This is a genomic window from Bradyrhizobium sp. KB893862 SZCCT0404, assembly GCF_018130885.1.
In the GTDB taxonomy this organism is placed as follows: Bacteria; Pseudomonadota; Alphaproteobacteria; order Rhizobiales; family Xanthobacteraceae; genus Bradyrhizobium; species Bradyrhizobium stylosanthis.
The window spans coordinates 820,615-845,290 of record NZ_JAFCLT010000002.1 but is presented as its reverse complement, the minus strand read 5'-3'; the positions used below and the strand labels follow the sequence as shown (position 1 = coordinate 845,290).

Genomic DNA, 24,676 nt, shown 5'->3' with positions numbered 1-24,676 from the left:
GCGCTGCGTCCGGGGCACGAGAGCGCCGCTCATCCTAATCCTTGTGGCCGTGCTTCTTCTTTTTCTTCTTTTTCTTGTGATCGTCGTCGTCGCCGCTCTCGTCGTCGCCGAACGCTTCGTCGGTCTCGCGCACGGCGGCTTCCAGCGCCGCGCGCTCGGCTGCTTCCTGGGCTTCCCGCTCGGCGGCGTCACGCTCGCGCTGGCGGCGGCGTTCGTCCCAGGCGTCGAAGAGCTGATCGAGCCATGGCAGCACCTGTTCGATCGACGGCAGCTGGCCGGGAGGTCCGGCCTCGCCGCGCGGGCCCTGCGGCCCGGCAGGGCCTTGCGGACCGACGGGCCCCTGCGCGCCGGCCACGCCGCGGGGACCGGCCTCGCCCGGCTTGCCCTGTAGGCCGGCCTTGCCCTGCGGTCCCGCCTTTCCGGCCGGGCCCGGCTTGCCCAGCGGACCCGGCTTGCCGCGCGCACCGTCGGGGCCCCGCTTGCCCGGATGACCCTGCGGTCCCGGCCGTCCCGGCTCGCCCTGCCGCCCGCGCGGACCCTGAGGTCCCTGCCGTCCCTGATCGTCTGCCACGCCACTGCTCCCTTGGTCGGAAGCAAGCTACTTAGCGGCGTTTGACGACAGCAGCAATTCCGCCGGCGCGTTGCGTCGCGGTTGATCAACATCAATCGGCGGCGGCCCATGCCGTGTCATTGAATTGCAGGCCGACACAACCATGCGAGGAGCGAACGATGCGCGCAGCGTGGACGATCTTCTGCCTGTCGATCCTCATCCTCGCGGCCGCGATCGGGCTTGCTCATCTGCTCGTGCCGGATGTGGTGCCGGTGGCCTTTGCCGAGGAGCCGCAGTCGTCATGGGCTGTCATGACGGCCTTCATGCTCCGCGCCATCGAGCTGATCGCGGCGGGGCTCGCGATCATCGCACTTGCGATCCTCGCAGGCGGATTGATCCACCGCGCAACATCGCGCGCTAGTCGTGATACGCGGGCACCTCGATGCCCGAGGCTGCGTAGATCTTGATCTTGTTGCGCAGCGTGCGCACCGACAGGCCGAGCACGCGCGATGCGCGCGTGCGGTTGCCGTCGCAGCGCGCGAGCGTCTGGAGCACGAGCTCGCGCTCGACCTCGTCGACGGTTGCGCCGATCAAGAGCGGAACGATCTGGTTTGGAGCAAGGAATTGAGCGTCCTGCGGCGCCGCGACATGAACAGTGGTCATCTACACACCCCCGATCAACGCCCGCTTCCTTCGCTGGAAGCGGATCGAGAACAAACGACCCCCAGGCCGTAGAACCACGGTGGGCGGGTTTGGTTAATGAAAGGTTAATTGTTCGCGCTCGCACCAATTGACCTTGGGAATGCCGCGGTACGGCCGCGATTGGCACGGGATGCATAGCAACGCGGGACAATTTCGCGTGGCTCATGCGGTGTCATCGCCCGCCCAGTGCGCAATTGCGCACAAGGCGGGCGCGATGACACCGTGCATGTGGTGCAAGTGTTCGCCCCTCACACCGTCCGGTATCCGCCGTCGACCATCACGATCGTGCCCGTGACATAGGCCGACAGATCCGAGGCGAGGAAGATCGCGGGGCCGACGATGTCCTCGGGCTTGCCGGTGCGCGCCAGCGGTGTGTGGTCGACGAAGGCCTGCACCAGCGCCGGATTGGTCGCGCGCACATTGGCGTTGATGTTGGTCTCGATGAAGCCCGGCCCGATCGCGTTGACGCGCACGCCTTCCTTGCCGAGCTCGACCGCAAGCGCCTTGGTGAAGCCGAGCACGCCGTGTTTCGAGGTCGTATAGGCCGCAGAGCTCGGCGTGCGCAGATGCACGAAAGACTGGATCGAGCCGATATTGACGATGCGGCCTTTGCTCGCGCGCAAGGGAGCCAGGAAAGCCTGCGTCATGTTGAAGACGCCGTTGAGATTGAGCGAGATGATGTCGTTCCAGTCCTTGGCCACCGTCTCGGTCTCGGCGGTGAAGGCGTTGCGGCGGGTGATGCCGGCATTGTTGACGAGGATCGAGACCTGCCCGACCTTCCTTTCGATTTGCTTGGCCAGCGCGAAGCAATCGTCGCGCATGGTCACGTCGAGCGCGAAGCTCTCGGCCTTGCCGCCGGCCTTGCGGATTTCGCCTGCGGCTTCCGCGACCGTGTCGGCGTTGACGTCGAGCAGCACCACCTGCGCGCCTTCGCGGGCATAGCCGGCGGCGATGGCCCGGCCGATGCCGGACCCGGCGCCGGTGACGACCGCGATGTGGTTTGCGAGCAATGCCATGACATTTTCCTCCCGATTTCGTTTCTAAGTTTCATGAAAGGCTAACTCGAAATTAAGGGGTCGGAAACGGCGGCCTTGGCATACTGATCCCGGTTGCTAAACGTTGCGCGCATGATGGAACGGCTTGAATCCTGGAAACTGGGTCTCGAACGCCTGCGGTCGGCACAGCCGGCCGACTGGGCCGAAGCGGGGCGGCTCGTCGCCGAGATCGCGCGGATGAGCACCGACACCATGCTGCGCCAGGCGGCCGAGCAGGCGCTTCCGGTGCTGCGGCAGGCCGTGAGCAATGACGACCACAGCGTCACGGTGGCGGCCCAGCGCCGCATCGGCGTGGTGCTCGAGGTCGTCCACGATCTCGCCGCGCCGCGCTTCGGCCGCCGCAGCGCCATGCCGAAGAAGCTCTCGAGCGAGGATCGCGCCCGCAAGATGCTGGGCCTGCCGCTCGCGGTGCAGCTCACCTGCGACGACATCAACCAGGCCTATCGCCGAGCGGCCAAGGGCACGCATCCCGACCAGGGCGGCAGCGCGCAAGCCTTCATCGACCTCGCCGCCGCGCGCGACATCCTGATCCATCCCGGCGGGCACAAGGACGCGTGAGGGAGCGAGCGGGATCTCGTAGGGTGGGCAAAGGCGCAAAGCGCCGTGCCCACGATCTTCTTCATGATGGATGGAATGGTGGGCACGCTTGCGCTTTGCCCACCCTACGGAGCTTGAGCTCGCGGAGCCGCCTCAGCTCTTGCCCACGCAGCTCGGATAGGGCGCAGCTTCGCCCGCGACGATGGGGCAGAGTACGATCGGGTTGAGGTCGCTCAGGCGCGCCTGCCAGCGTTCGTCCTTGATCGGCGGCTCGTCGGTCTCGGGGCCGCGCTCGGCCCATTGGATGGTGTAGTAATCGGTGCTGCCCTTCAGCGTGATCAGCAGCGCGGTCTCGCTGTGGCGGGTCGGGCCGCTGTCGATGCGGCCGCAGCCGATCACGGCGGCGAACGCCTCGAAGCGGCCGAATGTCATTTCGCCGAGCGGCTGGGCCGCAAAGCTGTCGGGGCAGGCCGATTTGAAGCCGCCGGCGATCGTGCCCGCGAGACCTTCCGGCGAGGCGTCGGGCGTCAGCGTCATGCCCTTCTCGCCCGTGACAGTGATCATCTGGGTCCAGCGCTCGGGCGTCTCGCCCTTGAGCACGGCTTCGCGGATGTAGCGGCCGCCCTTGGTGTTCTCGAACACCACCGCGAAGTTCGACGGCATCGCGAAGCTGACGAGCTGGCCGAAGATCGGCGAGATCACGCGGAAGGATTGCGGCGCCTGCGCCGGCGCCGCGCCGGCGAGCGCGAGCGACAGGGCGAAGACGGCAGCCGTCGTGAGAAGCGTGCGCATCGATTGATCCCGCAGAAACCGGAGAGAAACGCTGGATGGAAACGCGAACGGGCAAGGATGCTAGCAGCGCATCCTTGCCCGGCCCTTGTCGTCCGCCGATCGAATCTTACCAGCTGCAGTGGCCGGACTTCAGCGCATTGTCCTTCAGCACGAGCGCGTCGAGGAAGGTCGGCACGGTCTCGCTGGCGCGGTGATAGCCGGCCGGCCACGGCGTGGTCGGGACGGCCTCGTCCCAGATCTGGCAGAAGCCCGAGTCCTGCCAGCGGATCAGGTGATAGCTGGCTTCGGCAGGGCTTGCGGCGACGAAGGCAGTGACGGCCAGGCTCGCAGCAGCGCACAGCATGGAAAGACGACGCATGATCAGCTCCTCGAAATGAAAGATGTGATGCGCCTCCCGACAATGATGGGGAGGGTGGTGCGGCGCGCTTTTGGGGATGCGCCCCGGACAAGATGTGAGTAGTTCCGCACGCCGGTGAGGTTCAAAGAACGGGTGCTGGAAATGCGCGCTTTCGGCCGGAAATGCAGGACCGTGCGCAAAAAGAAAAAGGCGGATCGCTTGCGCGACCCGCCCTTTGAATCCGATGTATGTCGCCTGAAGCCTAGAGCGTGCAGCGGCGCTCGGCGCGCATCTTGATCTGCAGGTCGGACGCGGCCTGGAAGGTCGGGACCGGCTTGCTGACGACCTTGTAGGTCGACACGCCCCACTGGAACGGCTTGTACTTGAGGTCCTCGTTCCAGACCTGGCAGACGCCGGTGTTGTCCCAGCGGATCACGTAGTAGGCGGGCGCCGCGGAAGCGGGCACGGCGAACACGGAACTAGCGATGCCGGCAACGGCACAGAGGGCGAGAACGCGACGCATGAAGTATCTCCTTGTGGGGAACCGTGAACTGTGACGGAAAAATCCGTGCGGTAAAAGCCGGCCCATTGCAAGCCGCCGGGCCACGGTTTCACGGACATGTCAGGCGGTGCGGCGCACTTGGTTCGGCTGCGTGCCCGATGGGTCACAGGTGCCGAACCGCGGTTCACTCCGCAGGTTTACCTGGCGGGTTCACTCCGCAGGTTCATTTGGCAAGCGACGCCACCGCCTCGATCTCGATCAGCATCTTCGGATCGGGCAGGGCGTGCACGACGCAGGTGGTGCGCGCCGGGTAAGGCGGCGGGCCGAACGCGCCGGCATAGAGCGCGTTCATCGCGGCGACATCGGAGGCGCGGGTGAGCAGCACGTTGACCTTGGCGAGGTCGCGGAAGGTCGCGCCGGCCTCGTCCAGCACGCGGCGGATGTTGACCACGACATTGGCGAACTGCGCCTCGAAGCCGTCGGGCAGCGCGCCATGGGCATCGAAGCCGGGAATGCCCGAGACGAACAGCAGGTCGCCGACGCGCGTCGCAAAGGACAGCGGCGGCGCCTTCACGTGCGGCGGGGCTGCGAAGTGCTGGATCGGCATGGCATCACCTCTCGGCGTGTCGGAAGCATGAGCGTAGCGGGATGCGTGGGAGTTGCAATCGGGTTGGGTAGAGAGGGGCCAAACAAAAGTTGCGAAAACAACCCCATGCACAGTAGGGGCCGGACAGAAATCATTGGGCAATTTTGAATTCGGGGAAAAAGAAGCGATTGCTTGCGCCGTCGGGCAAATCAGGGGCAGAATGGGATGATGGGAATGGTGGCCGCGCGTGGTGGTTCGCCTCTCCCCGCGTGCGCCTGTCGGCCGGAGAGGCCGTGGTGCATCCACCCGTCATTGCGAGCGCAGCGAAGCAATCCAGACCGGCTCCGCGGAAGGATTCTGGATTGCTTCGCTGCGCTCGCAATGACGGAAAATGAGGACCCTCCGCGAGCCTAGCCGTCGCCGTGCTTGCGGAAACGCCCTGCCATCATGTTGCCGCCGCGATCGATCGGATAGATTCATCGCGTCTGATTCGTTTCCTCCCCCAAAAAATAGCCCCCGGAGACCCCCATGAAGATCGCAACCACCCTTCGCGCCGCGCTGGTCGCCATTGCCGCGCTCGCCGGCCTCTCGACCTCGGCGCTGGCCGACGGCGGCACCGTGGTGCTGACGATCTACAAGGCGGGCTGGATCATCGGCGGCTCGGGCGGCAGCGGCGTGCTGAACTTCCGCGGCCGCTCCTACGGGCTTTCCACCGGCGGGCTCGACTACGGCCTCGTGTTCGGGGGATCCAAGACCGTGCTGCGCGGCCGCGTCTCCAACATCAACCGCCCTTCCGACGTCGCCGGCGTCTACGGCGCCGCCGGTGCGGGCCTGGCGGTGGGCGCCGGCGCGCGCGCCATCGTGCTCACCAACCAGAAGGGCGCCGTGCTGGAGCTCTCCGGCACGCAGGTCGGCCTGATGGCGAACGCGGATCTCAGCGGCCTCGCGATCACGATGCGATAGGGGCGGTGCCGTAGCTTCGTAGCCCGCATGAGCGACAGCGACATGCGGGGCAACTCCTGGCCCCGGATGTCGCTGTCGCTCATCCGGGCTACGTCCCCGTCACCGCCGCATGAATCCGCTCGCAATGCGCGACGAGATTTGCGTGCGCATCGACGAAAGCCTTCAGCGGCGTCGGGATCGGAAAATAATAGGTGTTGGCGACGAAGCCGTAGATGCCGGCATCACAGCTGGTCGGCGCCGCACCGTGCACGAAGCCGGCGGCCGGCACGATCTCCGCCAGCACCTGCAGATCGGCAAGGCCCCGCGCGTAAGCCTGCTCGGGCGTGTAGCGGCCGATGCCCTGGTAGTGATAGCGCTGCGCGTTGTACGCCTTCGCCTTCTCGAACCCTTCGGCAGTCACCTGCGGATGTTGCGCGATGAAGCCGTCGCGGAACGCCGGGTAGAAGCGCTCGTCCTTCCAGCGCGAATACGACATCACCCAATAGAGATCATCGAGCATGCGTGTGACCAGATGATTGGTCCGCCGCTGCTCGGCCGAGAGCGCCGCATCGATGGTCAGGCGATATTTGCCCGTCGCATGCGCGATGATGGTCTCGCTGTCGCCGATGGTCGCGCCGTCGTCGACGATGTAAGGCAGCTGCCCGCGCGGCGCGGCAGAGGCATCGAAGATGTGCTCGTGCACGAACGGCACGCCCGCGAGCTTGAGGAAGGCATAGACCTTGAGGCCGTAGCCGTTGTTGTCGGCGACGCCGAACAGATTTGGGTAGGAGTAGAGGGTCAGCATGGGCGGGCTCCTCCGGGATGGCGGAGGCAGCATGGCGGGCCGCGGGGGCGGATGCAATGGAGAGAGGGCCGAGCAGTTGCGGCTGGCGCAGCCCTCGTAGGGTGGGTTAGCCCTGGGCTGCGCGAAGCGCAGTCCCTTGGCGTAACCCACCATGTCAGCATCCGCCGCGACAGAAGCGGTGGGTTACGCCACGCGGCCTGCGCTTCGCGCAGCAGCGCGGCTAACCCACCCTACGAACGCGCCGCCGCGTTGAACACCGCGAGCTGCGCCTCGAACGCGCGACGGAACGCCGGCCGCCCTTCGCCGCGCCCGACATAGGCGGCGATCTCGGGGTATTCGTCGAGTAAGCCCGAATTGTTGAGCCGGCGCAGCACAGTTACCGTCATGAGATCGCCGGCGCTGAACGCGCCGTCGAGCCAGTCGGCCTTGCCAAGGCGGCGGGATAATTCGCCGAGCCTGGTGCGGACGCGCTCCTGAAGCATCGGCAGGCGCTCCGCGTACCAGCTCCGGTCGCGCTCGAACAGCACCGCCATGCCGAGCTCGACGATTGGCGGCTCCAGCGTGCTCAGCGCGGCGAACATCCATGCGATCGCGCGGCTCCTGGCGTTGCTGTCCGTCGGCAGCAATCCGGCATGCCGCTCGGCGATGTGCAGCACGATGGCGCCGGATTCGAACAGCGCGAGATCGCCGTCCTCATAGGTCGGGATCTGCCCGAACGGATGCAGTGCCAGATGCGCCGGCTGCTTCATCGCCGCGAACGAGACGAGGCGGACATCGTAGGGCTGGCCGACCTCCTCCAGCGCCCAGCGAACGCGCATGTCCCGCGCCTGCCCGCGGCCGCGGTCGGGCGAGGTCTCGAAGGCGGTGATGGTGGGCATGGCGGGCTCCGGGGGGGCGTGATGTATCCAGAGGACGAACGGGCGGTGGGGATTCCGACAGGTTAGCGCAAAGTGCGCGGCGGCGTGCCCCGGACGCAGTGCAGCGCGCCGCCTCTTGCGGCGTGATGCGCTGCAGAGCCGGGGCCCATGACGGACCCGAGCCGGAGCTTCTGGGTCCCGGGTCTGCGCTGCGCTTGCCCGGGACACGAGAGCGGAGGCGATCCGGAGTAAGCCGCTCAGCGCGCGCGATCAATCCACGCCGCCAGCTCCCGCCAAGGCTCCAGCGTCCAATGCCCCGACGCCGCTCCGGACGGCGACGGCAGCACGAAAATCTCCGGCCAGCTCTCGTCGCGCGCCTGCCGCCCCAGCGCAATCCCGGTCGACGGCCTGCCGTAAAACAAGCTCGCCGCCTTCTTGCTCGTGAACGCAATCGTCCGCGGCCGGTACTTTTCCATCTTCGCCCTGAAGCCCGCCACGTCGATCATGTAAGCCGCGATCTGGTGATCCATCCCGGCGCCCGTCTTGCAGAGATCGGTGAAGCCGATCCCGAGTTCGATCAGGCTAGCGAACTCGCTCGGCTGATAGCGCCGCGGCGTGATCCCGGCCTCATGGATCGCGCGCCAGAAGCGGTTGCCGGGATGGGCGTAGTAGTGCCCGAGCGCGGCCGAGCGCGTCGAGGCGGCGGTGCCGACGAAGACGAGGCGGAGAGCGGGGCGGAGCTGGTCGGGGAGGCGATGGAGGGTAGGGCTGGGCATGCAACTATTCGCAGCTGTAGCCTGCATGAGCGTCAGCGAAATGCGGGCTTCTGTCAATTCTCGGGGGCGCTTCGCTTACCCCTCTTCGCATTCTTATGATTTCTCGCCTTCCGCCTGAAAAACGACTCGCTGCTGCTCAAGCGGTGCCGACCAAGAATTTGGCAATACATGCAGCCGAACTCAAGCGATTTGAGCGGGCCAATACGTCCGGTGAGTGATCTGCAAGATTCTGACGAAGAGGACTAGGCGCATACCTGTCCTCTTCGCCTTGATAGCCTCACAGCACCCGGTTATTCTCCTTCACCTTCTCCGCATCCAGATACAAGCTCTCGCCCATCTCCTTAAACTTCGCGCTCATCTTGGCCATGCCGTCCTCGGCGGTGCCGCTGATCGACATGCCCACGCTGTTCGGATCGTTCAGCGTGGCCGCGTAGTCCCGCACGTCCTGCGTGATCTTCATCGAGCAGAATTTCGGGCCGCACATCGAGCAGAAATGGGCGACCTTGTGGGCTTCCTTCGGCAGGGTCTCGTCGTGGAAGTTTTTCGCCGTGTCCGGGTCGAGGCCGAGGTTGAACTGGTCGCTCCAGCGGAAGTCGAACCGGGCGCGGGAGAGGGCGTCGTCGCGCAGCTGGGCGGCGGGGTGGCCCTTGGCGAGATCGCTGGCGTGGGCGGCGATCTTGTAGGTGATGACGCCGGTCTTGACGTCGTTGCGGTCGGGCAGGCCGAGATGCTCCTTCGGCGTGACGTAGCAGAGCATGGCGCAGCCGAACCAGCCGATCATGGCGGCGCCAATGCCCGAGGTGATGTGGTCGTAGCCCGGCGCGATGTCGGTGGTCAGCGGTCCAAGCGTGTAGAACGGCGCTTCGCCGCACTCCTTGAGCTGCTTGTCCATGTTGATCTTGATCTTGTGCATCGGCACGTGGCCGGGGCCCTCGATCATGACCTGGCAGCCCTTGTCCCACGCGATCTTGGTCAGCTCGCCGAGCGTTTCCAGTTCGGCGAACTGTGCGCGGTCGTTGGCGTCGGCGATCGAGCCGGGACGCAGGCCGTCGCCGAGCGAGAACGAGACGTCATACTTGCGCATGAGGTCGCAGATCTCGTCGAAATGCGTGTAGAGGAAGCTCTCCTTGTGATGCGCCAGGCACCACTTCGCCATGATCGAGCCGCCGCGGCTGACGATGCCGGTGACGCGGCTGGCGGTGAGGTGGATGTATTGCAGGCGCACGCCGGCGTGGATGGTGAAATAGTCGACGCCCTGCTCGCACTGCTCGATCAGGGTGTCCTTGTAGAGCTCCCAGGTCAGCTTGACGGGATCGCCGTTGCACTTCTCCAGCGCCTGGTAGATCGGCACGGTGCCGATCGGCACCGGCGAGTTGCGCAGGATCCACTCACGCGTGGTGTGGATGTTGCGGCCCGTGGAGAGGTCCATCACGGTGTCGGCGCCCCAGCGGATCGCCCACACCATCTTCTCGACCTCTTCCTCGACCGACGAGGTCACCGCGGAGTTGCCGATATTGGCGTTGATCTTGGTCAGGAAGTTGCGGCCGATGATCATCGGCTCGAGTTCTGAGTGGTTGATGTTGGAGGGGATGATGGCGCGGCCGCGCGCGATCTCGTCGCGCACGAACTCCGGCGTGATGAAGGCGGGCACCGAAGCGCCGAAGCTCTCGCCGTCGGCAAGCGCTGCTTCCGCGCGCTCGAGCTGCTGCTTGCGGCCGAGGTTCTCGCGCTCGGCGACGTAGATCATCTCCTTGGTGACGATGCCGGCGCGGGCGAATTCGAGCTGGGTGATCTTGTGGCCGTCGAGGCCGCGCAGCGGCTTGTGATAGGCGCTGAACGCGCGCGCGGCCTTGTCGGTGGAGACGCTGCCGTTGTCCTCCGGCTTGATCTGGCGTCCCTCATATTCCTCGACGCCGCCGCGCTCCAGCACCCATTGCTTGCGGCTGCGGGCGAGACCCGCGTTGACGTCGATGGTGACGGACGGATCGGTGTAGGGGCCCGAGGTGTCGTAGACCGGCAGGTTCGGCTCGCCGGCGCCTTCGGAGAGGATGATCTCGCGCAGGGGCACGCGCACGTCGGGTGCGGCGTCGGGCGTCGCGAAGATCTTTCGCGAGGAGGGCAGCGGGCCGGTGGTGACGGCGGGGACGGTTTTTTCGGGGTTGGAGCGGATGTTCATGGGATCCTCCGGTTTAATTCGTGTACGTGTGCGCCGAGGCGATGGCGGTGATCGTTTGCTCCGTCATTGCGAGGAGCTCTTGCGACGAAGCAATCCAGACTGTCTCCGCGGAGAGACTCTGGATTGCTTCGCTTCGCTCGCAATGACGAGCGGAGAGGGTTTCGGTCACGCAGCCTCCTTCAGCCCGAGCCATTGCCGCACGCGGGCGTCGGGGTCGGCGTTCTGGGTGACGTCGGACACCACGGCGATGGAATCCGCGCCTGCGGCAAAGATCTCCGCGGCGTGCTCGAACTTGATGCCGCCGATCGCGACCAGCGGAATGCTGCCGATGCGCTTCTTCCATTCCGTGATCTTCGGAATGCCCTGCGGCTCGAAGCGCATGGACTTCAGCGTGGTGAAGAAGATCGGGCCGAGCGCGACGTAATCGGGTTTTGCGGCAAGCGCGGTTTCGAGCTCCGCGTCGTCATGCGTGGAGACGCCGAGCGAGAGGCCGGCCTCGCGGATCGCTTTGAGGTCCGCGTCGGCGAGATCCTCCTGGCCGAGATGCAGATATTTTGCACCGGCGACGATCGCCGCGCGCCAATAGTCGTTCACGACCAGCTTGGCCTGCGTGCCGTTCGTGATGGCCAGCGCGTCGGTGACGATCTGCAGCGCATCGGCGTCGTTGAGCTCTTTCGTGCGCAGCTGGATGGTGCCGACGCCGAGCTTGGTCAGGCGTTCGACCCATTTGAGGCTGTCGACGACGGGATAGAAGCGATCAGGATACGGCATGCCAGAACGGGGTCCCAACGACAGGGGTGGAGGGGGAGGCGAAGTCGCGCGAGTTCATCAGCCCGGCTTCGTAAGCGGTGCGGCCGGCCTCGATACCGAGGCGGAAGGCGTTCGCCATCGCGACGGGATCGGCGGCCTTGGCAATGGCGGTGTTGAGCAGCACGGCGTCATAGCCGAGCTCGAGCGCCTGCGCGGCGTGGGAGGGCGCGCCGATGCCGGCGTCCACCACCAGCGTGATGTCGGGCAGCCGCTCGCGCATCAGCTTGAGAGCGTCGCGGTTGGTGATGCCCTTGGCGCTGCCGATGGGCGCGGCCCACGGCATCACCACCTTGCAGCCGGCATCGACCAGGCGGTTGGCGACCGAGAGATCCTCGGTGCAATAGGGGAACACCTCGAAGCCGTCCTTGATCAGGATGGTGGCGGCCTCGACCAGGCCGACGACGTCGGGCTGCAGCGTGTCGTTGTCGGCGATGACTTCGAGCTTGATCCAGGACGTGCCGAACAGCTCGCGCGCGAGCTTGGCGGTGGTCACGGCCTCGCGCACCGTGCGGCAGCCGGCGGTGTTCGGCAGCACTGTCACGTCGAGCTCGCGGATCAGCTTCCAGAACGCATCGCCCGATTTGCCGCCGGCGGATTCGCGGCGCAGCGACACCGTGACGATGTTCGAGCCTGAGGCGCGGATAGCCTCCTGCATGATGGCGGGCGAGGGATAGAGCGCGCTGCCGATCAGGAGGCGGGAGGCGAAGGATTTGCCGTAGAAGGTCACCATGAAGGTGTCTCCTTGAATTCAGCTGTCGTCCCGGCGAAGGCCGGGACCCATAACCCCGAATGCGCGTTGTGACGGCCGCTCTCTCCCCGCGTGCCCCAAGTGAGATCACGCGGTATGGGTCCCGGCCTTCGCCGGGACGACGGGGGGAAAGAGTGTGCCCGCATCCCCATCACCCTCCCTGCCGCGGCGTGATGATCTCGATCTCGTCGCCGGCTTTCAGGCTGGTCTCGGCCCAGCGGCTTTTCGGCACGACGTCGTAGTTCAGCGCGATGGCGAAATGGGTGCCTTCGTAGTCGAGCTCGCTGAGCAGCGCGCCGACGCTGGCTGAATTCACCTCGCGCTGTTCGCCGTTGACGATCACGCGCATTGCATCACCTCGTTGTCGATCTGGCCGCGCTCGACGTAGTTCAGCGTCAGCTCGGCGAGGGCCGGCGCGATCAGGAAGCCGTGGCGGTAGAGGCCGTTGACGGCGATGGTCTCACCGCGAATGCCGATGCGCGGCAGGTTGTCGGGAAAGGCGGGACGAAGACCCGAGCCGAATTCGACGATACGGGCTTCGCCGAAGGCGGGGTGCACGGCATAGGCCGCCCCCAGCAGCTCCAGCGCGGAGCGCACGCTGACGCCGGTGTCCTCGGCCTCGATCGAGGTCGCGCCCAGCATGAACAGATTGTCCTCGCGCGGGATCACGTAGAGCGGCCAGCGCGGATGGATCAGCCGCACGGGGCGCGACAGCTGCACCTCGTCGGTCTCGATCAGGATCATCTCGCCCTTGACGCCGCGTAAGTCAGGCTGTTCCTCGCGCGCGGACAGGCCGCGGCAGTCAATCACGATGCCTTTGGGATCAAGGTTTGCGAGATCCTTCGCGCTGACGTCGCTGTCGAACTTGATGGTGCCGCCGGCCGCCTTGATGCGCTCGTGCAGCTTCGGCAGCACGCGGCGCGGCTCGACATGGCCCTCGGTCGGGAAGAACAGCGCATCGCGGAAGCGGCCTTCCAGCGACGGCTCGAGCTCGGCGAGAGCGGCGGCATCGAGCCGGCGGTGGCCTTCGGTCATCCGCGCAAAACGCTCGAAATCGTTGCGCTCGCGCGGATGGGCGACGACGAGGGAACCGTTGAAGGGGGTGTCGGGCAGCTCGCGCCTCCAGATGTCGAGGGAGCGCAGGCCCAGCCTGGAGATGATGGGTTCGGCGACCTCGGCCTCGCAATAGGGCGCCAACATGCCGCCGGCCCAATGGCTGGTGGAATCGGTCATGGCGGCGTCACCGCGCTCGTGTAGGGTGACGGTGTGGCCGGCCTGCGCGAACAGCAGGGCTTGCCAGGCGCCTGCAATGCCTGCGCCGATGATGGATACCGGTGAATCCGGACGCTTGGTCGTGTGCAACATCCCTGTCCCTTCGCCGGCATGACCCGGATCAGGTTCAAAGGGTCACCGCGGTCCTGGGCGGTATTGCCCATTTAGCGGTATCTCAGCTCCTCCTCGGAGCACCCCTCGGAACGGCTCTAATGTATGCCACGGAGGCGGGGTGGTCAACGCGCTTGGCCCGGAACCCCACCGCTCGTGCCCCGGACGCGATGCAGCGCGCCGCCATTTGGCGGCGTGATACGTCGCAGAGCCGGGGCCCATGCTTATGTGGGATGCTGGGTCCCGGCTCTGCGCAGCAACGCTACGCGTTGCAGCGCGTCCGGGACACGGCAGTTACTTCAAGGCCTGCGCCCGCGCGTTGCGGACGCCCTGCGCCAGCTTCCTATGCGGGACGGTGCCGAACATCGGCTGCGGGTTGCCGTTGGGCTCGAGCCAGGTGTCGTTGCTGGCCTGCTGCACCGTCTCCTGGCGCTGGCGCTTTGCAGCGTAGTAATAGCCGCCCGCGAAATAACGCACAGCTCGGGCGTGGTCGCCGTTGGCGGCGCGATAGGCGCCGGCGAGGTACTTCACGGCATAGGTGAGGTTGGTGTTGGGATCGCGCAGGCCCGCGGCATCGCCGGTGTAGCCGACGCCGCGCGCGGTCGCGAGCTTGATCTGCATCAGGCCGATGGTGCCGCCATGGCCGACGAGGCCGGGCTGGTAGCGGCTTTCGCGCATGATGACGCGATGCACCAGCGCCTCCGGCACGCCGTTGGCGCGGGCATGCATCGCGACCATCTCGGCATAGTCCGCCTCGCCCGCGAATGCGGCCTGCGGAACGAAGAGTGCGGCCGCGAGCAACGCGGCAATGGGTAAAATTTTCATGGGATATTCCTGAGGTCGTTGGAAAGTGACCTGCACCCGGCTGCCGTTAGGCCCGGCGAAGGCGGCGATGATGTGACCAAAAGCCGCCGTTAACGTTTTTGCGGTACCGAGCCGCTGTTACGACTCAATGCTGGCGTAGTCAGGCTGCCGGGGCGGACGACCCCCGCTCGCGACAGCACGCCTGTCTATTCGCGCCGGCCTGCGAAAGCGAGTATGTAAGCGCTGCAAATCGGGAGAGGTGCCATGACAAAAGCCAGCCTCGTCAGTGCGCACACCGGCGACATCCCCAGACAGAACCCCTGTGCCCAGTGCGGCACGCCGATCCCCCATCCCGACTGGATCGAGCCGGGTGAGGGGCGCATCTCCTATCTCTGGAATTGCCGCGCCTGCAATTATCGCTTCGAGGCTGTGGCGATCTTCGAGGAGCCCGCGGCGATCCGGCTCGCAGCCTAAGCCGCCAGCCGCGGCTGCTGCCACACCGGCAATTGCATCCGCACGATCAGGCCATGCGGCGCGCGGTCGTGCAGCGAGAGTTCGCCGCCATGGGCGACCGCGATCGCGCGCGCGATCGACAGGCCGAGGCCGAAGCCGGTGGAGTCGTCCATGGTGCGCGCGTCGTCGCCGCGCACGAACGGCTCCAGCATCTCCTGCTTGCGCGCGTCCGAAATGCCGGGACCGTCGTCCTCGACGTCGATGACGAATTTGGTGCTCGATGCGTCCAGGCGGATCGTCACCTCGGCGCCGAAGCGCACCGCGTTCTCGACCAGGTTGGTGACGCCGCGATGCAGGTCGTCGGGCCGCGCGGCGGCGGTCGCCGATATCGGCCCCTCATAATGCACGACATGACCCATGTCGCCGAACTGGTCGGCGATGAGCTGCAGCGTGCTGGCGATGTCGACCAGGGTCACCGCCTCGATCTTGCGGTCGTTGCGCAGGAGCGACAGCACGCTTTCCAGCATCGAGCGCATCTGGTCGAGGTCGATCAGCATCCGCTTGCGGTTGGTCTCGTCCTCGATGAACTCGGCGCGCAGGCGCAGCCGCGTGATCGGCGTGCGCAGGTCGTGGCTGATCGCGGCCAGCATCCGCGTGCGGTCCGACATCAGCCGCGCGATGCGCTCATGCATGCGGTTGAGCGCGCGCGCCACCGAGCGGATCTCTTCCGGACCGCGCTCGGGCAGCGGATCGGCGCCGCCGTCCAGGCTGAAATTCTCGGCGGCTCTAGCGAAGGACGACAGCGGGGCGGCCAGCGCGCGCGCCGCCCACAGGCCGAGCACGGTGATGCAGATGAACGCCGTCATCAGCGTCACCAGCCACGGCGCGCCCCAGAACCACGGCCGCGGGCCGCCGCCCTCGACGCGGCCGGCGATCATGCTGCCATCGGGCAGTTCGATGCCGACGCGATGCGCGGGGCCGCCTCCGGGGAGCTGCATCAGCTTGTAGCCGCGCCCGAGATGGCGGCGCATGCCGCGCAGATGCGGGTTGTCGCTCTCCTCGACGATTCCGGCGGCGCCGGGCGCGAGCATCTCGATGCCGAGCTTGGGAAAGGCACGGGTGAGATCGGCAACGAGGCGCGGGCGATCGCCGGCATCAGCCGCGCCGAGCAGCAGCGCGGCATCGGTCAGTTGATGCGCGCCGTCCGGCGGCGTGTCCTGACGGTCGGGCCGGCTGATCAGGAAGGCGATGGTGACGACGAGATGCAGCGCGACGGTCGAGGCCAGTACCAGCGCGGCGATCTGCCCGCCGATGCCCCTGAGATGGAAGAACCCGAACGGCTTCATCGTCGGCGTCCCCTCAATTGCTCAGGGACGCCGCGACCGCTTCAGTGCCTGCCGGTTCAGTCCTTGGCGTGAACAGATAGCCGCCGGAGCGCACCGTCTTGATGATGGTGGGATCGGCCGGATTGGGCTCGATCTTGCGGCGGATGCGGCTGACCAGCACGTCGATGGAGCGCTCGAACGAGCCGGTGTTGCGGCCTTGCGTGAGGTCGAGCAGGCTGTCGCGCGACAGCACGCGGCCGGGCCGTTCGCAGAAGGTGCGGAGCAGGTCGAACTCAGCGCTGGTCACCGCGACGCGCGCGCCTTCGGGATTGCGCAGCTCGCGCAGGCGCAGGTCGATGCGCCAGCCCTCAAAGGCCAGCGTGCTCGCGCCCTCGATCGAGCTTGCGGCTTGGGCTGCGGCCTGGCGGCGCAGCACCGCGTTGATGCGGGCGAGCAGCTCGCGCGGGTTGAACGGCTTCGGCAGGTAATCGTCCGCGCCCATCTCGAGGCCGACGATGCGGTCGATGTCCTCGCCGCGCGCGGTCAGCATGATGATCGGCGTCTGCGACTCCGAGCGCACCTTGCGGCACAGGCTCAGGCCGTCCTCGCCGGGCAGCATGACGTCGAGAATGATGAGGTCCACGCGGTGATCGGCCATGGCGCGCGACATCTCGCGGCCATCGCTCACGGCGGTGACGTTGCAGGCGTTGTTGCGCAGGTACTTCGCAATCAACGTCCGGGTTTCGCGGTCGTCCTCGACGACCAGGATGTTGGGATTGGGAATGGCCATGCGCTTTGTTTGTCCAAGATTCGGGCCAAATGGCGAAGATTTTTGTTTCAGATTGTTTCCGCTGGCCGGTCCGCAACATGGGGACACCACCGGGCAGGAAAGCGGCAAGGTCTCGTTAAGGCCGTTAACCATACCGTGGCGCCGTCGCGTAAGAAACCCCGCAAAACCCACGGAGTCATGATGACCTCGATTTCGGCGGCCTCCGCCGGCAGCTACCAGTCGCCGCTGCAGCGGCTGCAGCAGGAATTGCAATCGGAAGTTTCCGCCGGCACGATCTCGTCGTCGGACCAGTCCGCGCTCTCGACGGCGCTGACCGACATCGACACCGCGCTCCAGCAGAGCCGGTCGAGCGACCAGTCCAGCGGCACGCGCCCCTCCAAGGACGAGATGCAGTCGAAGATCGACGATCTCATCTCGAACGAAGTGTCGAACGGGACGCTGACCTCCGATCAGGCCGACGAGCTCAAGAACGTCTTCCAGTCCGCCTTCGCGAACGGCCCCGGCGGTGCGGGCGGTCCAGGTGGTGCCGGCGGACCGCCGCCCGGCCCGCCGCCGGACGACAGCTCTTCGGATTCCTCGTCCACGGACCAGACCAGCAGCAGCTCGACGGACCAGACCACGGCCGAGATCCTCCAGCAGTTTCTCCAGGCGCTGCAGCAGTCGCAATCGTCGAGCGCGTCCTACGGCGCCAACGGCGGCTCGTCGGGCGGCTCGAATTTTTCCGCGCTGCTGATCGACTTCAAGAGCTGACTTTCAGAGCTGACCTGCGCGACGCAAGGTCGGCGCGTTCCCCGCCGCGCTCATGCATCACCCAGGGCGCATGAACGTCGGCGGGGAACCGTGCGCCGCAAAATGTTCCTGAGTGACGCAGGAACAAGCGTCGCGTTTTCGCACTCGCGCATGGCGCGACGAAATTGCGGCGCGCAAGGAACTGCACGTGTTCAGCGCTGTTTTCCCCGCACAAGTTTTCTGTGAAGGAGAGGACAACACATGCTGATGAAATCGATCGCCGCCGGCCTTGCCGGCACCGCCCTGCTTGCGACCGTTGCGTTCGCCCAAGCGCCGACCGCCACCACCGACAAGGCTGCGCCTGCGGCCACCACCACGACCACGTCGGCCACCGGCCAATGGCGTACGTCGAAGATGTCGGGCGTGAAGGTCTATAACGATGCCAACGAGAACATCGGCTCGATCAGCGATCTGCTGATGGACAAGAGCGGCGCCGTCAAGATCGCCGTGATCGGCGTCGGCGGCTTCCTCGGCATGGGCGAGCATCTGGTTGCCGTGCCCTACGAGAAGCTGAAGTTCGTCAACGAGGCCGTGGCCTATACCGGCACCGGCGCCAAGCCCGCGACGACCACCACGGGCGCCGCGACCGGCACCACCGAGACCAAGCCCGCGGCGACGACCACGACGGCGTCCTCGACCTCGAAGTGGTATCCGGACCACGCCGTGTTCAATGCGAGCAAGGAAGAGCTGAAGAACATGCCCGAGTTCAAGTACTCGGAGTAATGCGGCCCGACTGACGGCTCAAACGCAGTGCGCCCGGCTTTCACCGGGCGCGCTGCCGTGTCTTTCGTGTGCCGTCATTGCGAGGAGCGAAGCGACGAAGCAATCCAGGCTGTTTCCATGGAGGGATTCTGGATTGCTTCGCTTCGCTCGCAATGACGGAGATAGCCGAAACTAGTGCGTGACCAGCGGGCAGCCGCCCTTGTCGAGCGGACGGAAGGCTTCGTCGCCGGGGACGGTGGCGATCAGCTTGTAGAGGTCCCACTCGCCCTTGGACTCCTCGGGCTTCTTCACCTCGAACAGATACATGTCGTGGACCATGCGGCCGTCGATGCGGATCTTGCCGTTCCTGGCGAAGAAGTCGTTCACCGGCGTCTTGCGCATCTGCTCCATCACCTTCGGCGCTTCGTCGGTCTTGATGGCGTCGATCGCCTTGAGATAGTGCATGGTCGCCGAATAGAGGCCGGCCTGGATCATGGTCGGCATGTGACCGACCTTCTCGTTGAAGCGCTTCGAGAAGGCGCGGGTCTCGTCGTTCATGTCCCAGTAGAAGGCGTCGGTGACGATCAGGCCCTGCGTCGCCTTGATGCCGAGCGAGTGCGTGTCGGTGATCTCCTGCAGCAGCGCGATCATCTTCTGGCCGCCCTGGGTCAGGCCGAACTCGGCGGCTTGCTTCAGCGCATTGGTGGTGTCGCCGCCGGCGTTCGCCAGCGCGACCACCTTGGCCTTGGAGGCCTGGGCCTGCAGCAGGAACGAGGAGAAGTCCGACGAGTTGAGGGGATGGCGGACCTCGCCGAGCACCTTGCCGCCGCTTTCCTTGACCACGTTGGCGGCGTCGCGCTGCAGCGCCATGCCGAAGGCGTAGTCGGCGGTGACGAAGAACCAGGTGTCCTCGCCGCGCTTCACCATCGCCTTGCCGGCGACGTTCGACAGCGCATAGGTGTCGTAGGTCCAGTGCACGGTGTTGGGCGAGCAGGCAACGCCGGTGATGTCGGACGAGCCGCCGCCGGAATTGATGTTGATCTTGTTCTTCTCGCGCGTCAGCGCCGAGATCGGCAGCGCCACCGAGGAGGTCGGAACGTCGAAGATCGCGTCGACCTTGTCGTTGTCGTACCAGTTGCGGGCGATGTTGACGCCGACATCGGGCTTGTTCTGGTGATCCGCGGCGACCACCTGCACGGGCTTTCCGGCAACCTTGGCGCCGTAATCGGCGACCGCCATCTCGACCGCGGCGAGCGAGCCCTTGCCGGTCGCGTCCGCATAGAGGCTCGACATGTCGGTGAGCACGCCGATCTTGACGACGTCGTCGGAAACTTGCGCCTGCGCCGCACCTGACGTGGCGGCAAGCGCGAGACCGGCCGCGACGGCGGCGATGAGTTTTTGCATGGTTGTTCTCCCTCAGCGTTGTTGTTTGGGCTTTATTTGCGGGGGATGTTCTAGCGACAAACCGTCGCAGTCGTAAAGGCGAAGCGGCGCAAGGAGGGTTGAGAATAAGTAGGGGGTGGGCGGTGTTCCGAACCCTCTCCCCTTGCGGGTGAGGGGTCTCTCTCCACGTGCGCCCGTCTTGCAGCCGAAGCTGCGGAGGCAACCCCTCATCCGGCGCTTCGCGCCACCTTCTCCCGCAAGGGAGAAGGACGAAAGCATTACCCGCCGCCCTTGAGCCGTTCGTTGCGGCGGCGCAGGCCTTCCATGGTCGCGAGGAGGATGACCGACACCGTCGTCAGGATCACCGCGGCTGCCGTAATGGTCGGGCTGATGTTCTCGCGGATGCCGCTGAACATTTCGCGCGGCAGGGTGCGCTGCTCGGGGCCCGCCATGAACAGCACGATCACCACCTCGTCGAAGCTGGTCGCGAAGGCGAACAAGGCGCCCGAGGCGAGGCCGGGCAGGATCAGCGGCAGGATCACGCGGCGGAACGCCTGAAGCGGCGAGGCGCCGAGCGAGGCGGCGGCGCGCGCCAGATTGGTGTCGAAGCTCTGCAGCGTCGCGCCGACCGTGATGACCACAAAAGGCGTCGCCAGCGCGGTGTGGGCGAGGATCAGGCCGAGATAGCTGCCGGTCAGGCCGATCGGCGCGAAGAAGAAGTAGAGGCCGACCGCGGTGATGACGCCGGGCACGACGACCGGCGACAGCACGAAGGCCAGCACCAGCGGCTTGAAGCGGCTCTTCCATTGCGCGAGGCCCAGCGCGGCCAGCGTGCCGAGCGCCATGGACAGCAAGGTCGAGGCGATGCCGATGATCAGGCTGTTCTTCAGCGAATTCATCCAGCGCGGCGAGTTGATGAAGTCGTCGTACCAGCGAAGGGAGAAGCCGGGCAGGGGATAGGTGAGGTATGAGCCGGAGCTGAACGACAGCGGCATGATCGCAAGGATCGGCGCGATCAGGAACACGAAGACCAGCGTGGAGACGACGATGGTCGCGGTCCACGCGATGCGCTGGCTCGGTGTACGGAGGGCGGAATTGTCGCTCAATTCTTCATCCCTCCCGTGACCTGCTGGCCCTGCACCAGCTTGCCGTAGACGAGCGCGAGCAGGAGCGTGGCGAGCAGCAGCACCGCACCGAGCGCCGAAGCGAGGCCCCAATTGGCCGTCTCGGTGGTGTAGAGCGCGATGAAATAGCTGATCATCTGGTCGGCGGCGCCGCCGACGAGGGCCGGTGTGATGTAGTAGCCGAGCGCCAGGATGAAGACGAGCAGGCTTCCTGCGCCGATCCCGGGCAGCGTCTGCGGCAGATAGATCCGCAGGAAAGCGGTGAGGGGCGGCGCACCGAGCGAGGCGGCGGCGCGCATGTAAGCGGGCGAGATCGCCTTCATGCTGCTGTAGAGCGGCAGGATCATGAACGGCAGCAGGACGTGGGTCATGGCCACGCAGACGCCGAAGCGGTTGTAGATCAGGCGCAGCGGCTCGTCGATGATGCCGAGCCAGTGCAGGCTGTCGTTCACGACGCCCTTGCTCTGTAGCAGCACGATCCAGGCGCAGGTGCGGACCAGCAGCGAGGTCCAGAACGGCAGCAAGACGAAGATCATCAACAGGTTCGACCGCCCGGGCGGCAGCGTCGCCAAGAGGTAGGCGACGGGGAAGCCGAGGATCAGGCAGAGCGCCGTGACGCCGAGGCTGATGAGGAAGGTGCGGGCGAAGACGTCGCGATAGATGGCCTGATCCGGCGGGGCCGCCGTGACCGCGCCATCGGCGTTCCGCGTCAGGTCGAGCGCGGCCAGAAGATAAAAGCCGGTGATGGGGCCGCCGGCATCCCTGATCGTCCTCCAGGTGGCGCGTTCACGCCAGGCCGGGTTGATCCTGATGAGCGTCTCCTTCGCCGTGCCCGCTTCCGGCACGGCCTTCAGATTGCGTGCGGTGCCGGTGAGGATCGTGCGAAAGCCGTTCAGGGCGTAGTTGAGCCGCTTGGCCGCAATCGCGATGGTGCCGGCGGCGCGCGCCGCCTGGATGTCGTTGGCCAGCGCCGCATAGGCTTTTTCATCCGGCAGGTCCTTGCCGTCCCAGTCGGCGAGGGCGGCGATCGTCTGCGGCAGAACCTGGCGCACCTCGCGGTCATCGACCGCGCGCCACAGCATGCCGGCGATGGGGCCGGCGAACGTGAACAGCAGGAAGACGAGCAGCGGCAGCACCAGCGCCAAGGCCTTGAACTGCCGCGCACGCTCGGCCTGTTTCAGGCGGCGCTTGAGCGGGACTTCGGTCTCCATCAAGGACGCGGTTATCATAGCGTGAGCCTCTTTGACGAGAGGCCAGAGCAAGCGCCTCGTCCTTCGAGACGACCGCGGAGCCTGTCATCGGGCCGCGCTTCGCGCGGACCCGGTGGCGGTCTCCTCGAGATGAGGCTGATCGACATCGGTGCCAGTGGAGACATGGCCACAGCCTCAGACCTCATCCTGAGGGCCCGCCGCAGGCGGGCGTCTCGAAGGATGCGCTGCGGGCGAGATATGCGCCACGTCTTCCCTCAGCGCTATTTCGGTCACGCGCTACTTCGCCGCCCATTTGTTGAAGCGCTCGGTCAGGCGGTCGATGTTCTCGAGCCAGAAGCCGACATTGATCTCGACCGCGTTCTTGATGTTGTCGGGCGCCGTCGGCAGGTCCTTCAGGACGGCGGGCGCGAGCTTGCCGGCGGCGTCCTTGTTCGAGGTGCCGTAGGAAATGTTCTCCGACAGCTTCGACTGGTTCTCCGCCTTGCCGGCGAAGTCGAGGAACTTGTAGGCGGCGTCCTTGTTCGGGCTGCCCTTCAGGATGACCCAGCTGTCGAGGGTGAACAGCGCACCGTCCCACACCATGCCGAAGTTCTTCTTGTCGTTCTTGTTCGCGGTGTCGATGCGGCCATTGTAGACCGAGGTCATCGCCACCTCGCCCGAGGCGAGCAATTGCGGTGGCTGGGCGCCGGCCTTCCACCAGACGATGTCGCCTTTGATGGTGTCGAGCTTCTTGAACGCGCGATCGACGCCTTCGTCGGTCGCCAGCACCTTGTAGACCTCGTTCGGCGCGACGCCGTCGGCCATCAGCGCGATCTCCAGCGTGGTCTTCGGGCCCTGACGCAGGGCGCGCTTGCCGGGGATCTTCTTGGTGTCGAAGAAGTCGGCCCAGCCCTTGGGCGCCTCCTTCAGCTTGTCCTTGTCGTAGCCGAGCACGAAGTCATAGAGGATGGCGCCGACGCCGCACGGATTGACCGACGGCGGGATGTAGGCGGCCTCGCCGCCGATCTTGGTATAGTCCATTTTCTCGAACAGGCCTTCCTCGCAGCCGACCGCGAGTTCGTCGCTCTCGACCTGGACGACGTCCCAGGTGGCGGCACCGCCCTGTACCTTGGCGCGCAGCACGCCGACGCCGCCGTCCCAGGACTCGTCATTCATCGCGACGCCCGACGCCTTCCTGAACGGCTCGAAATAGACCTTCTTCTGGGCGTCCTGATAGGCGCCGCCCCACGACACGACGGTGAGGTCGCGTGCCTGTGCGACCGTGACGAGCGCAGCGCTGGCCGTGAGCGCCGCGGCGAAACCCAGAGCAATGTTGCCAGTCTTGCGCTTCAGCATGGTCGTTGTTCCTTTTTCATCTGCATTGCGTTGAGCGTGATTATTTCAGATCCGCCTGCCCCGGATCAAACCGGATCGAGGGCGAGGCAGTCCTCGGGACGGAAGGTGATATGGACGCTTTCGCCGTGTTGCAGGCTGTCATGGGCTCCCGGCTGAAGCTTGACCATGAACTCGGCATTCCCCGCGACATCGAGCACGGCCAGTGCGTGGTCGCCGAGATAGATGGTGTTCTGCACCTTGGCCGGCAGCCGGTTCTGTCCGTCGTTCGCGCTGCCGTCCCTGATGATGGCGACGCGCTCGGGCCGCACCGACAGGGAGGTCGATGCGCCCGCTCCTGAGACGTTGACGGCCCGCGCGGTCACGGCGCCGCCGCCGGCGAGCGCGACGCGGCAATAGTCCGCGGTGACTGTCTCGACGGTGCCGGCCAGCACGTTGTTCTCGCCGATGAAGTGGGCGACGAAGCTGTTGACCGGGTGCTCATACAGCGCGTCGGGCCTGTCGATCTGCTGCACGATGCCGTCGTTGAACACGGCGATGCGGTCCGACATCGTGAGCGCTTCGCTCTGGTCGTGGGTGACGTAGACGACGGTGATGCCCATCGTCTCGTGAAGCTGCTTGATCTCCAACTGCATCTGCTCGCGCAGGCGCTTGTCGAGGGCGCCGAGCGGCTCGTCCATCAGCACGAGTTGCGGATTGAAGACCAGCGCGCGGGCCAGAGCCACGCGCTGCTGCTGACCGCCGGACAACTGCCCCGGCCGCCGCTGCGCCATTGTTTCCATCTTGATCATGCGCAGCGCCGCGCTGACGCGTTCCTGCGTCTCCGCCTTATTGGTGTTGCGAACCGAGAGCGGGAAGGCGATGTTCTCCGCGATCGTCAAATGCGGGAACAGGGCATAGTTCTGGAACACCATGCCGATGTCGCGCTTGTGCGGCGGCACGTTCTTGATCGGCCGGTCGCTGAGGTAGATCTCGCCCTGGGTCGGAACCTCGAAGCCGGCCAGCATCATCAGCGTGGTGGTCTTGCCCGAGCCGGACGGGCCGAGCAGGGTGATGAACTCGCCCTTCCTGATGTCGAGATCGAGGTTCTTCACCACGAGGTGCTCGCCATCATAGGTCTTTTGAATGCCGGAAAAGCGCACCAGTGCCGGCGCAGGCGCAACCATGCCGGCTTCCATCTTACCCTCGCGTCATCGGCACCAAAG

At 66.0% G+C, this 24,676-nt stretch carries 29 protein-coding genes and 1 riboswitch; of the genes, 6 read left to right on the top strand and 23 right to left on the bottom strand.

The annotated features are described in order from the left end of the window. Window positions 1-34: 34 nt before the first annotated feature. The gene (locus JQ617_RS12805; RefSeq protein ID WP_212026600.1) at window positions 35-571 is read right to left on the bottom strand and encodes a collagen-like domain-containing protein; all 537 of its coding nucleotides are present in this window, start codon (window positions 569-571) and stop codon (window positions 35-37) included. A 158-nt stretch (window positions 572-729) separates the two neighbouring features. Between JQ617_RS12805 and JQ617_RS12800 the strand changes: the two genes are divergently transcribed. Further along, a complete protein-coding gene (locus JQ617_RS12800) occupies window positions 730-1,017 on the top strand; it encodes a hypothetical protein (RefSeq protein WP_212026599.1) in 288 nt (95 codons plus the stop codon). On the opposite strand, the gene JQ617_RS12795 is transcribed toward JQ617_RS12800, so the two are convergent. Together JQ617_RS12795 and JQ617_RS12790 are read right to left on the bottom strand one after the other, a co-directional pair. Further along, the gene (locus JQ617_RS12795) at window positions 968-1,213 is read right to left on the bottom strand and encodes a helix-turn-helix domain-containing protein (RefSeq protein WP_063689501.1); all 246 of its coding nucleotides are present in this window, start codon (window positions 1,211-1,213) and stop codon (window positions 968-970) included. The two genes, JQ617_RS12800 and JQ617_RS12795, sit on opposite strands and share 50 nt — an antisense overlap. A 287-nt stretch (window positions 1,214-1,500) precedes the next feature. Then, a complete protein-coding gene (locus tag JQ617_RS12790) occupies window positions 1,501-2,268 on the bottom strand; it encodes an SDR family NAD(P)-dependent oxidoreductase (protein WP_212026598.1) in 768 nt (255 codons plus the stop codon). A 111-nt stretch (window positions 2,269-2,379) separates the two neighbouring features. Between JQ617_RS12790 and JQ617_RS12785 the strand changes: the two genes are divergently transcribed. Then, window positions 2,380-2,865, top strand: coding sequence for a J domain-containing protein (locus JQ617_RS12785; RefSeq protein WP_212026597.1), 486 nt, complete (start codon window positions 2,380-2,382; stop codon window positions 2,863-2,865). Between the two features lie 132 nt (window positions 2,866-2,997). On the opposite strand, the gene JQ617_RS12780 is transcribed toward JQ617_RS12785, so the two are convergent. The 4 genes from JQ617_RS12780 to JQ617_RS12765 form a co-directional block, all read right to left on the bottom strand. Next, window positions 2,998-3,636 carry a hypothetical protein gene (locus JQ617_RS12780; RefSeq protein ID WP_212026596.1) on the bottom strand — a complete coding sequence of 213 codons (639 nt, stop codon included), beginning with the start codon at window positions 3,634-3,636 and terminating at the stop codon, window positions 2,998-3,000. Window positions 3,637-3,742: 106 nt separating this feature from the next. Continuing rightward, window positions 3,743-3,994 (bottom strand): hypothetical protein, encoded by a 252-nt coding sequence (locus JQ617_RS12775; protein ID WP_063689488.1) that lies wholly within the window; start codon window positions 3,992-3,994, stop codon window positions 3,743-3,745. A 241-nt stretch (window positions 3,995-4,235) separates the two neighbouring features. Further along, window positions 4,236-4,496, bottom strand: coding sequence for a hypothetical protein (locus JQ617_RS12770; RefSeq protein ID WP_212026595.1), 261 nt, complete (start codon window positions 4,494-4,496; stop codon window positions 4,236-4,238). A gap of 202 nt (window positions 4,497-4,698) precedes the next feature. Next, window positions 4,699-5,082 carry a RidA family protein gene (locus JQ617_RS12765; RefSeq protein ID WP_211412042.1) on the bottom strand — a complete coding sequence of 128 codons (384 nt, stop codon included), beginning with the start codon at window positions 5,080-5,082 and terminating at the stop codon, window positions 4,699-4,701. 507 nt (window positions 5,083-5,589) lie between these two features. Here JQ617_RS12765 and JQ617_RS12760 point away from each other — a divergent pair. Next, window positions 5,590-6,024, top strand: a complete 435-nt coding sequence (locus tag JQ617_RS12760; RefSeq protein ID WP_063689480.1) for a hypothetical protein — start codon at window positions 5,590-5,592, stop codon at window positions 6,022-6,024. Window positions 6,025-6,112: 88 nt separating this feature from the next. On the opposite strand, the gene JQ617_RS12755 is transcribed toward JQ617_RS12760, so the two are convergent. From JQ617_RS12755 to JQ617_RS12715, 9 genes are all read right to left on the bottom strand, one after another. After that, window positions 6,113-6,808 carry a glutathione S-transferase family protein gene (locus JQ617_RS12755; RefSeq protein WP_212026594.1) on the bottom strand — a complete coding sequence of 232 codons (696 nt, stop codon included), beginning with the start codon at window positions 6,806-6,808 and terminating at the stop codon, window positions 6,113-6,115. A gap of 230 nt (window positions 6,809-7,038) precedes the next feature. After that, window positions 7,039-7,686 carry a glutathione S-transferase family protein gene (locus JQ617_RS12750; RefSeq protein ID WP_212026593.1) on the bottom strand — a complete coding sequence of 216 codons (648 nt, stop codon included), beginning with the start codon at window positions 7,684-7,686 and terminating at the stop codon, window positions 7,039-7,041. 236 nt (window positions 7,687-7,922) lie between these two features. Beyond that, on the bottom strand, window positions 7,923-8,441 hold the full coding sequence (locus tag JQ617_RS12745; RefSeq protein WP_212026592.1) for a mismatch-specific DNA-glycosylase: 519 nt from the start codon (window positions 8,439-8,441) through the stop codon (window positions 7,923-7,925). 277 nt (window positions 8,442-8,718) lie between these two features. Continuing rightward, on the bottom strand, window positions 8,719-10,617 hold the full coding sequence (gene thiC, locus JQ617_RS12740) for a phosphomethylpyrimidine synthase ThiC (RefSeq protein ID WP_212026591.1): 1,899 nt from the start codon (window positions 10,615-10,617) through the stop codon (window positions 8,719-8,721). A gap of 165 nt (window positions 10,618-10,782) precedes the next feature. Next, window positions 10,783-11,388 carry a thiamine phosphate synthase gene (locus tag JQ617_RS12735; protein ID WP_212026590.1) on the bottom strand — a complete coding sequence of 202 codons (606 nt, stop codon included), beginning with the start codon at window positions 11,386-11,388 and terminating at the stop codon, window positions 10,783-10,785. Continuing rightward, window positions 11,375-12,157, bottom strand: a complete 783-nt coding sequence (locus tag JQ617_RS12730; RefSeq protein ID WP_212026589.1) for a thiazole synthase — start codon at window positions 12,155-12,157, stop codon at window positions 11,375-11,377. Before JQ617_RS12730 ends, JQ617_RS12735 begins: the two co-directional genes overlap by 14 nt. Before the next feature lie 169 nt (window positions 12,158-12,326). Beyond that, complete coding sequence (gene thiS, locus JQ617_RS12725; protein ID WP_145664663.1) at window positions 12,327-12,524, bottom strand: sulfur carrier protein ThiS; 198 nt, start codon at window positions 12,522-12,524, stop codon at window positions 12,327-12,329. Next, window positions 12,515-13,540: an FAD-dependent oxidoreductase gene (locus JQ617_RS12720; protein ID WP_212026588.1), complete on the bottom strand. Its 1,026-nt coding sequence runs from the start codon at window positions 13,538-13,540 to the stop codon at window positions 12,515-12,517. The genes thiS and JQ617_RS12720 overlap by 10 nt, the downstream gene beginning before the upstream one ends. Then, window positions 13,528-13,656, bottom strand: a riboswitch (TPP riboswitch). It overlaps the preceding gene by 13 nt. A gap of 196 nt (window positions 13,657-13,852) precedes the next feature. Then, on the bottom strand, window positions 13,853-14,383 hold the full coding sequence (locus JQ617_RS12715; protein ID WP_212026587.1) for a lytic transglycosylase domain-containing protein: 531 nt from the start codon (window positions 14,381-14,383) through the stop codon (window positions 13,853-13,855). Between the two features lie 243 nt (window positions 14,384-14,626). Between JQ617_RS12715 and JQ617_RS12710 the strand changes: the two genes are divergently transcribed. Continuing rightward, window positions 14,627-14,836 (top strand): hypothetical protein, encoded by a 210-nt coding sequence (locus JQ617_RS12710; RefSeq protein WP_212026586.1) that lies wholly within the window; start codon window positions 14,627-14,629, stop codon window positions 14,834-14,836. Here JQ617_RS12710 and JQ617_RS12705 read toward each other — a convergent pair. Both JQ617_RS12705 and JQ617_RS12700 read right to left on the bottom strand, forming a co-directional pair. Further along, window positions 14,833-16,161 carry an ATP-binding protein gene (locus JQ617_RS12705; protein WP_212026585.1) on the bottom strand — a complete coding sequence of 443 codons (1,329 nt, stop codon included), beginning with the start codon at window positions 16,159-16,161 and terminating at the stop codon, window positions 14,833-14,835. The genes JQ617_RS12710 and JQ617_RS12705 overlap by 4 nt on opposite strands. Before the next feature lie 13 nt (window positions 16,162-16,174). After that, window positions 16,175-16,930 (bottom strand): response regulator, encoded by a 756-nt coding sequence (locus JQ617_RS12700; protein ID WP_212026584.1) that lies wholly within the window; start codon window positions 16,928-16,930, stop codon window positions 16,175-16,177. Window positions 16,931-17,110: 180 nt separating this feature from the next. On the opposite strand from JQ617_RS12700, the gene JQ617_RS12695 reads away from it, so the two are divergent. After that, a complete protein-coding gene (locus JQ617_RS12695; RefSeq protein ID WP_212026823.1) occupies window positions 17,111-17,680 on the top strand; it encodes a hypothetical protein in 570 nt (189 codons plus the stop codon). Between the two features lie 240 nt (window positions 17,681-17,920). Then, entirely contained in the window at window positions 17,921-18,442 is a 522-nt protein-coding gene (locus JQ617_RS12690) for a PRC-barrel domain-containing protein (protein WP_063689441.1), read from the top strand. 171 nt (window positions 18,443-18,613) lie between these two features. Here JQ617_RS12690 and JQ617_RS12685 read toward each other — a convergent pair whose 3' ends face one another. The 5 genes from JQ617_RS12685 to JQ617_RS12665 form a co-directional block, all read right to left on the bottom strand. Continuing rightward, the gene (locus JQ617_RS12685) at window positions 18,614-19,825 is read right to left on the bottom strand and encodes an ABC transporter substrate-binding protein (protein ID WP_212026583.1); all 1,212 of its coding nucleotides are present in this window, start codon (window positions 19,823-19,825) and stop codon (window positions 18,614-18,616) included. A gap of 257 nt (window positions 19,826-20,082) precedes the next feature. Beyond that, complete coding sequence (locus JQ617_RS12680) at window positions 20,083-20,910, bottom strand: ABC transporter permease (protein ID WP_212026582.1); 828 nt, start codon at window positions 20,908-20,910, stop codon at window positions 20,083-20,085. Further along, a complete protein-coding gene (locus JQ617_RS12675; RefSeq protein ID WP_212026581.1) occupies window positions 20,907-22,157 on the bottom strand; it encodes an ABC transporter permease in 1,251 nt (416 codons plus the stop codon). The genes JQ617_RS12680 and JQ617_RS12675 overlap by 4 nt, the downstream gene beginning before the upstream one ends. Window positions 22,158-22,415: 258 nt before the next feature. Next, window positions 22,416-23,474, bottom strand: coding sequence for an ABC transporter substrate-binding protein (locus JQ617_RS12670; RefSeq protein ID WP_212026580.1), 1,059 nt, complete (start codon window positions 23,472-23,474; stop codon window positions 22,416-22,418). Window positions 23,475-23,539: 65 nt separating this feature from the next. Further along, window positions 23,540-24,649 (bottom strand): ABC transporter ATP-binding protein, encoded by a 1,110-nt coding sequence (locus tag JQ617_RS12665; RefSeq protein WP_212026579.1) that lies wholly within the window; start codon window positions 24,647-24,649, stop codon window positions 23,540-23,542. Between the last annotated feature and the right edge of the window lie 27 nt (window positions 24,650-24,676).

Bases quoted from the DNA above. Each gene is read 5' to 3' on its own strand.
- JQ617_RS12800 (WP_212026599.1), top strand. From the start codon at position 730: ATGCGCGCAGCGTGGACGATCTTCTGCCTGTCGATCCTCATCCTCGCG.
- JQ617_RS12795 (WP_063689501.1), bottom strand. From the start codon at position 1,213: ATGACCACTGTTCATGTCGCGGCGCCGCAGGACGCTCAATTCCTTGCT.
- JQ617_RS12790 (WP_212026598.1), bottom strand. From the start codon at position 2,268: ATGGCATTGCTCGCAAACCACATCGCGGTCGTCACCGGCGCCGGGTCC.
- JQ617_RS12785 (WP_212026597.1), top strand. From the start codon at position 2,380: ATGATGGAACGGCTTGAATCCTGGAAACTGGGTCTCGAACGCCTGCGG.
- JQ617_RS12780 (WP_212026596.1), bottom strand. From the start codon at position 3,636: ATGCGCACGCTTCTCACGACGGCTGCCGTCTTCGCCCTGTCGCTCGCG.
- JQ617_RS12775 (WP_063689488.1), bottom strand. From the start codon at position 3,994: ATGCGTCGTCTTTCCATGCTGTGCGCTGCTGCGAGCCTGGCCGTCACT.
- JQ617_RS12770 (WP_212026595.1), bottom strand. From the start codon at position 4,496: ATGCGTCGCGTTCTCGCCCTCTGTGCCGTTGCCGGCATCGCTAGTTCC.
- JQ617_RS12765 (WP_211412042.1), bottom strand. From the start codon at position 5,082: ATGCCGATCCAGCACTTCGCAGCCCCGCCGCACGTGAAGGCGCCGCCG.
- JQ617_RS12760 (WP_063689480.1), top strand. From the start codon at position 5,590: ATGAAGATCGCAACCACCCTTCGCGCCGCGCTGGTCGCCATTGCCGCG.
- JQ617_RS12755 (WP_212026594.1), bottom strand. From the start codon at position 6,808: ATGCTGACCCTCTACTCCTACCCAAATCTGTTCGGCGTCGCCGACAAC.
- JQ617_RS12750 (WP_212026593.1), bottom strand. From the start codon at position 7,686: ATGCCCACCATCACCGCCTTCGAGACCTCGCCCGACCGCGGCCGCGGG.
- JQ617_RS12745 (WP_212026592.1), bottom strand. From the start codon at position 8,441: ATGCCCAGCCCTACCCTCCATCGCCTCCCCGACCAGCTCCGCCCCGCT.
- thiC (WP_212026591.1), bottom strand. From the start codon at position 10,617: ATGAACATCCGCTCCAACCCCGAAAAAACCGTCCCCGCCGTCACCACC.
- JQ617_RS12735 (WP_212026590.1), bottom strand. From the start codon at position 11,388: ATGCCGTATCCTGATCGCTTCTATCCCGTCGTCGACAGCCTCAAATGG.
- JQ617_RS12730 (WP_212026589.1), bottom strand. From the start codon at position 12,157: ATGGTGACCTTCTACGGCAAATCCTTCGCCTCCCGCCTCCTGATCGGC.
- thiS (WP_145664663.1), bottom strand. From the start codon at position 12,524: ATGCGCGTGATCGTCAACGGCGAACAGCGCGAGGTGAATTCAGCCAGC.
- JQ617_RS12720 (WP_212026588.1), bottom strand. From the start codon at position 13,540: ATGTTGCACACGACCAAGCGTCCGGATTCACCGGTATCCATCATCGGC.
- JQ617_RS12715 (WP_212026587.1), bottom strand. From the start codon at position 14,383: ATGAAAATTTTACCCATTGCCGCGTTGCTCGCGGCCGCACTCTTCGTT.
- JQ617_RS12710 (WP_212026586.1), top strand. From the start codon at position 14,627: ATGACAAAAGCCAGCCTCGTCAGTGCGCACACCGGCGACATCCCCAGA.
- JQ617_RS12705 (WP_212026585.1), bottom strand. From the start codon at position 16,161: ATGAAGCCGTTCGGGTTCTTCCATCTCAGGGGCATCGGCGGGCAGATC.
- JQ617_RS12700 (WP_212026584.1), bottom strand. From the start codon at position 16,930: ATGGCCATTCCCAATCCCAACATCCTGGTCGTCGAGGACGACCGCGAA.
- JQ617_RS12695 (WP_212026823.1), top strand. From the start codon at position 17,111: ATGACCTCGATTTCGGCGGCCTCCGCCGGCAGCTACCAGTCGCCGCTG.
- JQ617_RS12690 (WP_063689441.1), top strand. From the start codon at position 17,921: ATGCTGATGAAATCGATCGCCGCCGGCCTTGCCGGCACCGCCCTGCTT.
- JQ617_RS12685 (WP_212026583.1), bottom strand. From the start codon at position 19,825: ATGCAAAAACTCATCGCCGCCGTCGCGGCCGGTCTCGCGCTTGCCGCC.
- JQ617_RS12675 (WP_212026581.1), bottom strand. From the start codon at position 22,157: ATGATAACCGCGTCCTTGATGGAGACCGAAGTCCCGCTCAAGCGCCGC.
- JQ617_RS12670 (WP_212026580.1), bottom strand. From the start codon at position 23,474: ATGCTGAAGCGCAAGACTGGCAACATTGCTCTGGGTTTCGCCGCGGCG.
- JQ617_RS12665 (WP_212026579.1), bottom strand. From the start codon at position 24,649: ATGGAAGCCGGCATGGTTGCGCCTGCGCCGGCACTGGTGCGCTTTTCC.